The sequence below is a fragment of the [Clostridium] ammoniilyticum genome, assembly GCF_025566905.1.
In the GTDB taxonomy this organism is placed as follows: Bacteria; Bacillota_I; Bacilli_A; order Erysipelotrichales; family Coprobacillaceae; genus Faecalibacillus; species Faecalibacillus intestinalis.
The window spans coordinates 1-12,252 of record NZ_JAOQJR010000019.1; the positions used below are offsets into that span (position 1 = coordinate 1).

12 protein-coding genes and 10 tRNA genes are annotated in these 12,252 nt (G+C 30.3%); 20 read left to right on the forward strand and 2 right to left on the reverse strand.

The window, feature by feature from the left end; translation table 11 throughout:
• Positions 1-14: 14 nt before the first annotated feature.
• The 10 genes from OCV55_RS12870 (at position 15) to OCV55_RS12915 (ending at position 959) form a co-directional block, all read left to right on the forward strand.
• Positions 15-90 (forward strand) — tRNA-Val (locus tag OCV55_RS12870).
• Positions 91-123: 33 nt separating this feature from the next.
• Positions 124-199: transfer RNA gene (locus OCV55_RS12875), tRNA-Thr, on the forward strand.
• Between the two features lie 4 nt (positions 200-203).
• Positions 204-287 (forward strand) — tRNA-Tyr (locus OCV55_RS12880).
• A gap of 13 nt (positions 288-300) precedes the next feature.
• Positions 301-376 (forward strand) — tRNA-Gln (locus OCV55_RS12885).
• Between the two features lie 8 nt (positions 377-384).
• Positions 385-460 (forward strand) — tRNA-Lys (locus tag OCV55_RS12890).
• Positions 461-473: 13 nt separating this feature from the next.
• Positions 474-562 (forward strand) — tRNA-Leu (locus tag OCV55_RS12895).
• A 6-nt stretch (positions 563-568) separates the two neighbouring features.
• Positions 569-642, forward strand: a tRNA-Gly gene (locus OCV55_RS12900).
• Positions 643-717: 75 nt separating this feature from the next.
• A tRNA-Gly gene (locus OCV55_RS12905) sits at positions 718-791 on the forward strand.
• 13 nt (positions 792-804) lie between these two features.
• Positions 805-880: transfer RNA gene (locus OCV55_RS12910), tRNA-Asn, on the forward strand.
• A 3-nt stretch (positions 881-883) separates the two neighbouring features.
• Positions 884-959 (forward strand) — tRNA-Glu (locus tag OCV55_RS12915).
• Between the two features lie 31 nt (positions 960-990).
• On the opposite strand, the gene OCV55_RS12920 is transcribed toward OCV55_RS12915, so the two are convergent.
• Positions 991-1,410 carry a hypothetical protein gene (locus tag OCV55_RS12920; protein ID WP_147580822.1) on the reverse strand — a complete coding sequence of 140 codons (420 nt, stop codon included), beginning with the start codon at positions 1,408-1,410 and terminating at the stop codon, positions 991-993.
• Positions 1,411-1,464: 54 nt separating this feature from the next.
• Between OCV55_RS12920 and OCV55_RS12925 the strand changes: the two genes are divergently transcribed.
• From OCV55_RS12925 to OCV55_RS12950, 6 genes are all read left to right on the forward strand, one after another.
• Entirely contained in the window at positions 1,465-1,665 is a 201-nt protein-coding gene (locus tag OCV55_RS12925; RefSeq protein WP_032089671.1) for a DUF1146 domain-containing protein, read from the forward strand.
• Positions 1,666-1,688: 23 nt separating this feature from the next.
• Positions 1,689-2,585, forward strand: coding sequence for a stage II sporulation protein D (gene spoIID, locus OCV55_RS12930; protein WP_147580823.1), 897 nt, complete (start codon positions 1,689-1,691; stop codon positions 2,583-2,585).
• A 33-nt stretch (positions 2,586-2,618) separates the two neighbouring features.
• A complete protein-coding gene (locus tag OCV55_RS12935; RefSeq protein WP_032089673.1) occupies positions 2,619-3,248 on the forward strand; it encodes a M23 family metallopeptidase in 630 nt (209 codons plus the stop codon).
• 105 nt (positions 3,249-3,353) lie between these two features.
• Complete coding sequence (gene mreB, locus OCV55_RS12940) at positions 3,354-4,343, forward strand: rod shape-determining protein (RefSeq protein ID WP_022001045.1); 990 nt, start codon at positions 3,354-3,356, stop codon at positions 4,341-4,343.
• Between the two features lie 89 nt (positions 4,344-4,432).
• The gene (locus tag OCV55_RS12945; protein ID WP_267309945.1) at positions 4,433-5,206 is read left to right on the forward strand and encodes an HAD family hydrolase; all 774 of its coding nucleotides are present in this window, start codon (positions 4,433-4,435) and stop codon (positions 5,204-5,206) included.
• Positions 5,207-5,305: 99 nt separating this feature from the next.
• On the forward strand, positions 5,306-6,259 hold the full coding sequence (locus OCV55_RS12950; protein WP_147580825.1) for a hypothetical protein: 954 nt from the start codon (positions 5,306-5,308) through the stop codon (positions 6,257-6,259).
• 30 nt (positions 6,260-6,289) lie between these two features.
• Here OCV55_RS12950 and OCV55_RS12955 read toward each other — a convergent pair whose 3' ends face one another.
• Positions 6,290-7,438, reverse strand: coding sequence for a DUF871 domain-containing protein (locus OCV55_RS12955; RefSeq protein ID WP_119362653.1), 1,149 nt, complete (start codon positions 7,436-7,438; stop codon positions 6,290-6,292).
• 124 nt (positions 7,439-7,562) lie between these two features.
• Between OCV55_RS12955 and OCV55_RS12960 the strand changes: the two genes are divergently transcribed.
• The 4 genes from OCV55_RS12960 (at position 7,563) to smpB (ending at position 12,252) form a co-directional block, all read left to right on the forward strand.
• Positions 7,563-9,242, forward strand: a complete 1,680-nt coding sequence (locus tag OCV55_RS12960) for an MraY family glycosyltransferase (protein WP_147580826.1) — start codon at positions 7,563-7,565, stop codon at positions 9,240-9,242.
• A gap of 88 nt (positions 9,243-9,330) precedes the next feature.
• Positions 9,331-9,561: a preprotein translocase subunit SecG gene (gene secG, locus OCV55_RS12965; RefSeq protein ID WP_022001041.1), complete on the forward strand. Its 231-nt coding sequence runs from the start codon at positions 9,331-9,333 to the stop codon at positions 9,559-9,561.
• 46 nt (positions 9,562-9,607) lie between these two features.
• Positions 9,608-11,788: a ribonuclease R gene (gene rnr / locus OCV55_RS12970; RefSeq protein ID WP_147580827.1), complete on the forward strand. Its 2,181-nt coding sequence runs from the start codon at positions 9,608-9,610 to the stop codon at positions 11,786-11,788.
• A 17-nt stretch (positions 11,789-11,805) separates the two neighbouring features.
• Positions 11,806-12,252, forward strand: coding sequence for an SsrA-binding protein SmpB (gene smpB / locus OCV55_RS12975; protein WP_032089679.1), 447 nt, complete (start codon positions 11,806-11,808; stop codon positions 12,250-12,252).

Sequence of the window (12,252 nt, forward strand, 5' to 3'; positions counted from 1 at the left end):
TGGGCACTAGTCAAGGAGGCTTAGCTCAGTTGGGAGAGCATCTGCCTTACAAGCAGAGGGTCAGCGGTTCGAGCCCGTTAGCCTCCACCATTAAAATAGTGTTTGAAATAAATTATAGAAGATGCCGGCTTAGCTCAATTGGTAGAGCAACTGACTTGTAATCAGTAGGTTGAGGGTTCAAGTCCTTTAGCCGGCACCATGATGGAGAGGTAGCGAAGTGGCTAAACGCGGCTGACTGTAACTCAGTTCCTTTTGGTTCGGTGGTTCGAATCCACTCCTCTCCACCATCTATCTAATGAATGGGGTATAGCCAAGCGGTAAGGCAACAGACTTTGACTCTGTCATTGCGCTGGTTCGAATCCAGCTACCCCAGCCATAAGGTATGACCCGCTAGCTCAGTTGGTAGAGCATCTGACTTTTAATCAGAGGGTCAGGCGTTCGAGTCGCCTGCGGGTCACCATTTAACTGAATAAGCCCAGGTGGCGAAATTGGTAGACGCACAGGACTTAAAATCCTGCGGACCTTAAAATCCGTGCCGGTTCGACTCCGGCCCTGGGCACCATTCAATGCGGGTGTAGTTCAATGGTAGAACTTCAGCCTTCCAAGCTGACTACGTGGGTTCGATTCCCATCACCCGCTCCATTAAAAAAATAAAAAATTAAAAAAGTTCTTGCAATTACTTGATTAATGTGTTATCATTAACAAGCATTAAGTAATGCGGGTGTAGTTCAATGGTAGAACTTCAGCCTTCCAAGCTGACTACGTGGGTTCGATTCCCATCACCCGCTCCATTTAATTGAATAGGCTTGAATAGCTCAGTTGGTAGAGCAATCGGCTGTTAACCGATCGGTCGTAGGTTCGAGTCCTACTTCAAGCGCCATGTGGCTCGTTGGAGAAACGGTTAACTCACATGCCTTTCACGCATGCATTCACGGGTTCGAATCCCGTACGAGTCACCATTTGTAAATCACATCATTTCGGTGATGTTTTTTATTTATTTGCGATTTCTTCATCAAGTATATTCAAATATATATTTGTTAGTTTTGTGTTTCTTTGATCAATTATAGAAGAAATATAGGAGGTTAGGTTTTTTATTTGTTCGTCGTTATTCGCGTTAAAACTTTCACTGCAAAATATTTTCGTGCTTGATCCTTCATACTCTAACATCCAATGTATATTTTTTTTAAAACTTCCTTGATTAACAGGCTCTTTTACAATTGGATGATAACTTGATGTGTTTAATTCTTGATAATAACGATCAAGATAAGAAACATTATTAAGTGTTTCTTCTTGGTAAAGTTTCATCTGAATTTGTAATATTTTTGTAGGAGCTTGGGTTGCAAGAAGTTCGTACATACTTGCTGAATAGAGTCGATTATAGATAAGATATTGTAAAGTTTTATTTGTCAAAATGATCACCCTGTTTATTATATGCAGATTAATGGGTTATATGAGGAGAAATATATGTCATATCAGATATTAAAGTTAATTGTTTATTTGTTTTCTATTTTATCTTCAATGTATGGGTTAAGTTGTTTTCATTATGAAAAATATATTCTTAAGGGGAAATTAAAACAATTCTATTGTTTATATCTTGTTGCTTCTGTATCTTTGGGTTATTTATTTGCATCTTTTATTTTAGATTTTGTAACAATACATTTTTAATTTAAGTTTTCATATATTAAAATATGAAAACTATTTTTTTTAAATTATTACTTATTCTATTTATTTTATTAGCGATTATTTTGTTGTATCAACCAACCAAAGAGAAAGATTCTTTATATAAAGGAAAAGAAAATGAAGATGTTTATGTAAGTGTACAAGTTGGAGGTAATACACAAAAAATTCTTTTAGATGACTATTTATTAGGGGTCGTTGCTGGAGAAATGCCGGCAAGTTTTGAACTTGAAGCAATTAAAGCACAAGTTGTCGCAAGTCGAACTTTTGTTTATTCACGTTTATTAAGTGTAGATAATACAACCAATACACAAGTTTATCTAGATGATGAAAAGATGAAGGTTTCATGGAGTGATCATTATGAAGAATATAAAGAGAAAGTTCAAAAAGCTATTGTAGAAACTAAGGGTGAAATCTTAACTTACCAAGGAAAGTGTATTTCAGCTCTTTTTTATTCAAGCAGTAATGGAAAAAGCGAAAATGTAGAAAACTATTTTAAAGGTTCAAGTCAACCGTATTTGGTTTCTGTAGATTCACATTGGGATCAAGAATATGATCCTCAGTTTATAAGAAAAGTAAAATATACTAAAGCACAGCTTAATTCACTTTTTGGAGGTTCGTTTCAATATCGTTTTTTAGAACACTATCCTAGTGGGAGAGTTAAATCTATTCTTATTAATCAAAAACAATATAGTGGTAGGGAAGTAAGAGAAAAACTACAATTGTCTTCAAGTGATTTTGAAATAGTTAAAGAAGGAAATTCTTATATTTTTGTGACTAAAGGATGTGGACATGGAGTTGGGTTGTCTCAATATGGTGCACAAGGAATGGCAAAGGAAGGATATAATTATCAAGCTATTTTAAAACACTATTATCAAGGAGTAGAGATTTCAAAGAATAAAGAATGATTTTATGGTTACACTTCTTAAGAGGTGAAAAGCATGAAAGGATTATTGAAGAGGAATAAAAAAACATTTATTTTTATGACTTCACTTTTATTATTTTTAATAGGTGCCGGTGTTATTCAGGAAATTGTTAAGAATTTAAAACCATTCGAAGATGTACCAGTAGTTTCGGTAGAAACAAAAGATGAAAATAAAAATCAAGGAAGTGAAATCTTAAAAAAACCAGTTAATGATGATGTTAAAGTAAGTAAGGGTTTTTATGATACGTCTTTAGATGATAAAAAATTAGAAGAAGCACTTGTTTATTTTGAAGGAGTCTATCGTCCTAATGATGGGATTGATTATACAAAGGATAATGAAAGCTTTGATGTTTATGCGAGTGCAAGTGGGACTGTTATTAGAAAAGAAAATGATTCTTTATTAGGATGGATTGTTACGATTGAACATCAAAAAGGTATTCAAACAATTTATCAATCTTTAGATGATATTAAAGTTGAAAAAGGAGATCAAGTGAAACAAGGAGATGTTATTGGAAAAGCAGGAAATAATGTTTATCAATCAACATTAAAAAAACATTTACATTTTATTGTTTCAATTGATGATAAAACTGTAAATCCTGATAAATATTTTAATCAAAAAATTGAAAAAATTAAGACGTCATCATGATAAATTTATATTTATAAAAAAATTAGTGTCTTTTGTTTTTTTGCCTTGTAATTCAATAAAATCGTGATACAATATTGAGGAAAAAACATACAAGGAGGAGAAATAATGGCATTATCAAAAGAAATTGGTATCGATTTAGGTACTGCAAATATATTAATTTATGTCAAAGGTGAAGGTATTGTAGTCAATGAACCTTCAGTAGTGTCAATAGATGAAGAAACTAAAAAGCCATTAGCTGTAGGACAAGAGGCAAAAGATATGTTAGGTAAAACTCCTGGTAGGGTTCAAGCAATTAGACCATTAAAAGATGGAGTTATTGCAGATTTTAGAATTACTGAAATCTTATTAACTCATTTTATTAATAAATTAAATTTAAAAGGAATTTTTGCTAGACCAACAATCTTGATTTGTTGTCCATCTAACATCACTTCAATTGAAAAATCAGCAATTAGAGATGTTGCTGAAAGATGTGGAGCTAAAAAGGTATTTATCGAAGAAGAACCAAAAGTAGCAGCAATTGGAGCTGGTCTTGAAATTAATAAACCAACAGGTAATATGGTTATTGATATCGGTGGAGGAACTACTGATATTGCAGTATTATCTTTAGGTGATATTGTAACAAGTTCATCTTTAAAAATTGCTGGTGACGTCATGGATGCGGACATTATTAAATTTGTTAAAGATAAATATAAATTATTAATTGGAGATCGTACTGCTGAACAAATTAAATTAGAAATTGGTTCTGCTGTAAAAGGATCATCTGATAAAACATTTGAAGTACGTGGTAGAGACTTAGTAACTGGATTACCACATACAATTACTATTACATCAAACGAAACTGAATTAGCACTTAGAGAAACTTGTGCAACAATTGTTAAAGAAACTAAACATGTTCTTGAACAAACACCACCAGAATTAGCTGCTGATATCGTATCACGTGGTATTTTCTTAACAGGTGGAGGAGCTTTATTAACTGGTTTAGATAGATTATTAGAATCTGAATTAAATGTTCCTGTATTCGTAGCAGATGATGCATTAAATTGTGTTGCTAATGGATGCGGTGTGATGTTAGAAAACTTACACTATATGAAATAGACTGTTCTTTTTGAACAGTTTTTTTCTTATCTAGAAATTATACAAATTGAATAGTTAAAAATGATACAATCTCATCTGAGGTGAAAATGGTGAAAAAAGTATTATTTTTTGATATAGATGGAACATTATTAAATAGTGAATTAAAAATCCCTGAAGGAGTAAAAAAGGAACTTAAGAGATTAAAAGATGCTGGGCATTATTTATTTGTTGCTTCAGGGAGACCTTTAGCATTTATTTCTAATCAAATTATTGAGGCTGGATTTGATGGTTTTGTCTTATGTAATGGAGCGCATGTGGAATTAAATCATAAAATTATTTTTGAAAATAGAATTCCCTATGAAAAAGTGATTGGTTTAATGAAAATGTTAGAAAGTGTTGATTGTGAATATAATTATGAAACAGCAACAGATTGTTATATTGATCCTGCTTATCATAATTTTATTGAATTCTTTAAAATTTGTGATATTCGTCATGAAAAATTAATAACAAATTTTGATAAAGAAGAAGTAATGCATCGTACTTTAAAAATAGAAATAAGTGCTAAAAAAGATCATGATAAAATTATTGATTATATTGCTGATAAATTTTATTTTGATCATCACGGAACAGCTAATTCATTTGAAATATGTGCTTTAGATACTTCTAAAGCAACGGGTGTAGAAAAAGTTCTAGAACATTTGAAGATTGATAAAGATCATAGTTATGCTTTTGGAGATGGCTTAAATGATTTAGAAATGATTAAATATGTAGGTCATGGAATTGCTATGAAAAATGCTGTTGATCAATTAAAAGAAGTGGCAGATGAAGTTATTGGTCATGTAGATGAAAATGGTTTAGAAGAATATTTAAAAAGGATTTATTAATGACGAAATTTTTATTTCGTTATTTTTTTTGCTTTTTTAAAAAAAATAAAAAGAAAAAGATCAAAAAATTGTCTATATAATAATAGGAGGAAAAACTAAATGGAAAAAGTACTAGAAATCACATCAAATGATCATATTATCATGATCGATAAACTCTGTAAAAGAATATTAGGACATCCTGAAATCTTAGGAAGAATCATTAAAGGTTTTATTAAAGAAGCTAAGGATGTATCTTTAGAAGAAATCATTGAACTTGTTAAAGGAAAGAAGGATCAGAAAGGGAATTCTTATTTCCAACAGCTAAATAATGTCATCGATATTGCTCATCATGGAAGAGTGGAATTCGATTATTTCTGCTGTATCAATCTGCCACAAACTGATGGAACAATGAAAAGAATTTATCTAGATGTAGAGATACAAAATGTAGAGAATCCCGGCTATGCCCCACTAACAAGAGGAAATGATTATCTTTCAAGAATGATTACCAGTCAAAATGGAAAGGAATATGATTATAGAAACTATGATGGGATGAAAAAGACCTATGTCATATGGATACTTCCACAAGCTGCTAAAAAGCGAGATGGACATGTCAATTGTTATAAAACAAATGAACACAATATCAGCGGAAGTACTATTGAAAGGTTAGAAAGTTATGATAAAAGCGAACAAATTATGATATACTTAAATAAAGATCATGATATCAAAGATAAGTATGAAGATAGTGATTGGATAAAGACACCATTAGTCATATTTTTAAATAATACATACGATCTTTTGATAAAGAAAGAAGTTATGAAAGAATATGGATTTGAAGAAATAGAGAAGGAGGTTAAAAAGATGTGTAATTTAGGGGAAATGATAGCCAGAGAAAATATAGAAAAAGGACATTCTATGGGGCTTGAACAAGGACTAGTACAAGGACAAAAATTGGAAAGAATTGCATCGATTAAAAATTTAATGAAAAAAATGGCAATACCATTAGATAAAGCAATGGACCTATTAGATTTATCTAGTATAGAAAAAGAAGAAATGAAAAAATATTTTCAAGCTTAAAAAATGAGGTTCGATCGAACCTCATTTAAACTATTTAATAAATTTGAAATGTTGACCTGGTTTAATGAAATCTAATAAACCTAAATCTTCATCTTTAATTTTACCAATTAAGTTTCTTTCACCATCATTTGGAATTTCAGTTAAGACGACTTCTAATTCACCACGATAATGAGCTAAGTTATCATTGACAACTAATACATCTCCACGAGTGAATACTTTTTTACCACAGTCATGATGTGGAATAGATTTGTCTTCTTTAGCTTCTTTTTTATCACCAAATCCTGAATCTTGAACAGTTGCTTGGTTTTTGAATTGAAGTCTTGGGAAACTTGATCTTAACATAAATGATGAATGATCGTATCGATCCCAGTGTGGAGCAAATTCATACATGATGTATTTTTCATTATCAGTAATTTCTGGTACTTCATCAACACGTAATTCTAAAGCTTGGAAGTTGATTTTTGATAATGCTTCTAATTCTTCTGTACTTGCTGGATAGTTACCAACGATAATATCATCAACATCACCAGTAGCTAATAAATATCTTGCTTGTACTTCAATTGGTAAAGGTCTCATGATTTCTACTGTAGGTAAACCACAGAAAACTTCCCAAGGACCAATTGTTGGATCATTGTGACTTGAAACAAAGGCAGCTGTATGAAGATTTAATGCTTTCCATTGTTTATTGAATTGTTGGAATAAATCAAAATCTAGCCCAGTATATCTTTCTGGGAAGAAGTTATGACACATAATAATTTGGTCTTTATTTCCACCATTTTTAATTAATAAATCAACACCAGCATCCATACTTGCATTGAATTCGATTTTAATACCATAAGGATTTCTAGTAACAGCGATATCTCCTTGAGTACCAAAGTTACCATCCAAACGAATAATATCTAATCCTAAATCTGCAAATGGTTTTAAATTATTTGGAGTAGCTCCAATTAATTTAAATACTTCTGGATTTGTATCAGCAGCAACAACAAATCCTAATTCATGAGCTTTATCCATGAATCCTTTAAATTCTTTTAAATAACTTTCTCTTTTATCATCTGGAATCGATAAAAAACAAGTAAAGATTCTAGAAAAACCTAATTTAGCGGCAGTTTCCATATATTCATAAACTTCTTTAATATCACTTTTATCGGGATAAACAGAGATTCCTAAACTATGCATAAACATATTCCTCCTTATATACTAGTATAGACAAGTTTTTGTCCAAATACAAGTCTTAGAGCTATTTAAAAGTTGAAATTTACTAAAAAATAATGAATAATATAGGCATAAAGGAGGTGGCAAAATGTCACTGACGGTCATTCTTTCATTTGTTGTAACAACAATCATTTCAGCTTTAATGATTCCACTTGTAATTAAAGCTGGAAATCAATTAGGAATTGTTGCACATATGAATAAAAGAACAGTTCATAAACATGAAATAGCACGTATTGGTGGCTATGCCATTTATTTAAGTTCACTTATAGGATCAGCCTTATTTTTGAAAGCGGATCATCAAATAAATGCTATTATGGTTGCAGGATTTATAATTTTTATGGTAGGGCTTTATGATGATAGTCATGATTTATCCCCTAAAGTAAAATTAATTTTTGAAGTGATTGCGGCGTTGATTGTCATTGTTTATGGAGAAATCTATATAAAAGGATTTGGATATTTCCCAAGTGATGCGATGACATTTCTTTCAGGGATTGTTACTTTATTTTGGATTGTAGGAATTACTAATGCGATTAATTTAATTGATGGGTTAGATGGGTTATCTGCAGGTATTTCAATTATTGTCCTTGTTACTATCTCAATGACTTCTTTATTATCTGGAAGAAGTGACATTGCTTCTTTATCACTCATTCTTGCTGGAAGTATTATGGGCTTTTTGTTTTTTAATTTTCATCCAGCAAAAATTTTTATGGGGGATTGTGGAGCTTTATATATAGGTTTCATGATTTCAGTTATTTCTTTATTAGGATTTGGATACAATGCTTCTGCTTTTTTTACTTTAGGAGCACCAATTATTGTTTTAATGGTTCCAATCATGGATACTTTAATAGCAATTTTAAGAAGAAAAATACATCATAAAAAATTTAGTGAAGCGGATCGAGGGCATTTACATCATAATTTGATGTTTAAATTAAAATTAGGACAAAGAAAAAGTGTTTTAGTGCTTTATTTAGTCACTTTCTTATTTTCACTTTCATCTTATTTATATTATTATAATCCAACTGCAGGAACAATTTTATTTATTACTTTAATGATTATGTTTGAAATATTTGTAGAAGTAACAGATATGATTTCTAGAAAATATAAACCAATTTTAACAATTGTAAATATTTTTATTGATTCTGATAAATTACCAAAAATTAAATTTTTAGATCGTTATCGTAAAAGAAGATCTCCTCAAAAAGCCATGAGAGATCATTTAATTATTGCGCTATGTTTTTTACTTATGATTGTAGGTGTTGGTTATTTTATGACATCTAAAGATACGCCTTTACCAATAAAAACTGAAACAGTACAATCTCCATACATTAAATCTGGAGATAGCGAACTATTAAATAATATTTATGCAAGACTAGATACAAGTTATAAAAATAAAGATGAAGAAGATGAATGTCAATTAGTGGCTGCTTATTTTGTGTGTGATTATTATACTTTTGTAGATAAGAAAAAAAATGAAATAGGTGGTGTTGATTATATGTATCCTGAAATGGTGGAAAACTTTAGTCAATATGCACAAACATCATTTTATAGTTATAAAAATCAATATCCAGAATTAGAGGTTTTAAAATATAATATTATATCTTATTCACCTTCAAAGGTAACAATTGCTGGATTAGAGGATAATGATTATTATAATATTTTGATTTCATTAACGTTTAATGAAGAAATTGAAGGCTTAAATTCGACAGTCAATGTAACGGTTGTAAGGGTAGAAGATCGTTACTATGTTTGTGGGTTAGATAATGCATAAGTTATTTTAAAATTATGTTGTGTTTATGAGCTTTTTATGATAATATTTGCTATGCAATGTATTAAATTAATCGAAGGAGGTTAAAAATATGTTTGAAACAATTTTAAAGGTTGCTATGGTTATTATTTCCGTTGCTCTTATTATATTATGTTTATTACAAAGTGGAAAATCAGATGATATTGTTAATGCATTAACTGGTCAAAGTTCAAATCTTTTTGCTGAACAAAAAGAACGTGGTGTTGATTTAGTAATGTCTAGAATGACAATGATTTTGAGTATTGCCTTCTTCGTGATCGCAATTCTACTACGTATGAATTAATGAATAATAGGACGCAAGGCGTCCTATTTTTTTTGGAGGTGAGAAGATGAAAGAAAGAATTTTGGATATATTAAAAGATAAAGAAAGATCAATTCATGAATTACAACATGTATTAGATCTAAATAATAGTGAAGGTTTTACAGTTTTGCTTAAAGCTTTAAATCAATTAGAAGATGAGGGTAAAATTGTAAGAAATGATAAAAATGAATATTTATTAATAGAAAATTCTAATTATATTGTAGGTGTTTTACATATTAATAAAAGAGGTTTTGGTTTTGTCATTATTGATGAAGAAAGTGATGATATTTTTATTTCTTCAAGAGATTTAAAAGATGCTTTTAATATGGATACAGTCATGGTTGAACTTAAAAAGCATCAAACAGGATCGCGTCAAGAAGGTAGAATTGTTAAAGTTATTGAAAGAGGACAAACAAGACTTGTTGGGCTGTTGAAAAACGCTAAAAGAGAACTTGTCTTTGATGCTGACGATCAAAAGTTTACACAACCTATTTATATAGATCATGCACATAGTCATGGTGCAGTAGCTGGACATAAAGTTGTTGTTGAAATTAAAACGTATAAACCTTATTTAAAAGGAAATGTCGTAGAAATTTTAGGACATGTAGGAGATCCAGGGGTTGATATTTTATCTGTTGTTTCTCAACATGAAGCACATGTTGAATTTCCTAAAGAAGTTTATGAACAAATCGAATCAATTGAAAATGAAATTGATCAAGAAGAAGCTAAAACAAGAACTGATTTAAGAAATGAAACGATTGTTACGATTGATGGTGATGATGCCAAGGACTTAGATGATGCAATTTCTTTAAGAAGATTAAAGAATGGAAATTATTATTTAGGGGTACATATTGCTGATGTTTCTTATTATGTAGAAGAAGGATCTGAATTAGATAAAGAAGCACTTGCAAGAGGAACTTCTATTTATTTAGTGGATCGTGTTATTCCAATGCTTCCTCATAAATTATCTAATGGAATTTGTTCACTTAATCCTCATGTGGATCGTTTTGCAATTTCATGTTTTATGGAAATTACCCCTCAAGGGGAAGTCATTGACCATGATATCGTTGAATCAGTTATTAATTCAACTGAAAGAATGACTTATAATAATGTTAATAAAATACTTGCAGGGGATAAAAAACTACAAGAAGAGTATAGCCATGTATGTGATTTATTTTTCTTAATGAAAGAACTTGCTGAAATTTTACAAAAAACAAGAGAAGATCGTGGAGCAATCGATTTTGATACAAATGAAGCTAAAGTATTAGTTGATGAAAAAGGTAAACCAACAGATGTTGTTTTAAGACAACGTGGAGAAAGTGACCGTATTATTGAATCATTTATGTTAGTTGCTAATGAAACAGTTGCAAAACATTTTAAATGGCTTGATTTACCATTTATCTATCGTGTTCATGAAAATCCTAAGGTAGATAAATTAAGAAAATTCTCTACAATTTCTAGAACTCTAGGTTATACAATAAAAGGTTCGTTAGAAGATATTCATTCTAAAGAATTAAGTAAAATCGTTGAAGCAAGTAAAGGAACAGATGAACATGTGATTATTTCTACATTACTTCTTCGTTGCATGGCAAAGGCAAGATATGATGAACAATGTTTAGGACATTTTGGTTTAGCGGATGAATATTATACACATTTTACATCACCAATTAGACGTTATCCTGATTTAATGGTTCATCGTTTGATACGTACGTATTTATTTAAAAAGAAATTAGATCAAGAAACTCTTTTCCATTTTGCTTCTATTATGCAAAATGTTGCTGATCAAGCTTCTTCGCTTGAAAGAAAAGCAATTGATATTGAACGTGAAGTAGATGATATGAAGATGGCTGAATATATGGAAGACCATATTGGTGAAACTTTTGAAGGAATTGTTTCTTCAATTACAAACTTTGGTATGTTTGTTGAACTTCCAAATACGATTGAAGGATTAATTCGTATGGAAGATCTTGTAGATGATTTCTATTATTTTGATGACATAAATCTACAATTAATTGGAAAAAGAACTGGAAGACGATTTAAGATGTCTGATAAAGTCAAAATTAAGGTTTCAGCTGCTTCAAAAAGAGAAAAAACAATAGATTTTCAAATTGTTGGTATGAAATCTAACAAAAAGAAGAAAAAAACTGTTATAATAAATAAGCGACGAGATAGAAAGCCAAAACAAAAGTTTAAAAGAAAAAGAAGATAGAAAAGGTGGTGATATGTATGAAGATCATTTCTCAAAATAAAAAAGCACATCATGATTATTTCTTGTTAGATACTTATGAAGCAGGTATTGAATTAAAAGGAACTGAAATTAAATCTGTGCGTTTAGGTAATGTGAATTTAAAAGATTCTTTTGTAAGAATCAAAAATAACGAAGTTTATGTAGAAAACATGCATATCGCTCCTTATGATCATGGAAATATCTTTAATCATGAAGCAAGAAGAACAAGAAAACTCTTGCTTCATAAAAAAGAAATCCTTAAAATAACTAATAAGTTAAAAGAAGGTGGCTTAACTGTCGTACCTACTAAAATGTATTTTAGTGGATCTAAAGCTAAATTAGAAATTGCGCTTGCTAAAGGTAAAAAGCTTTATGATAAACGTAATGATCTAAAAGAAAAAGCTGCAAAAAGAGATATCGAAAAGTCTCTTAAAAATTACTACTAA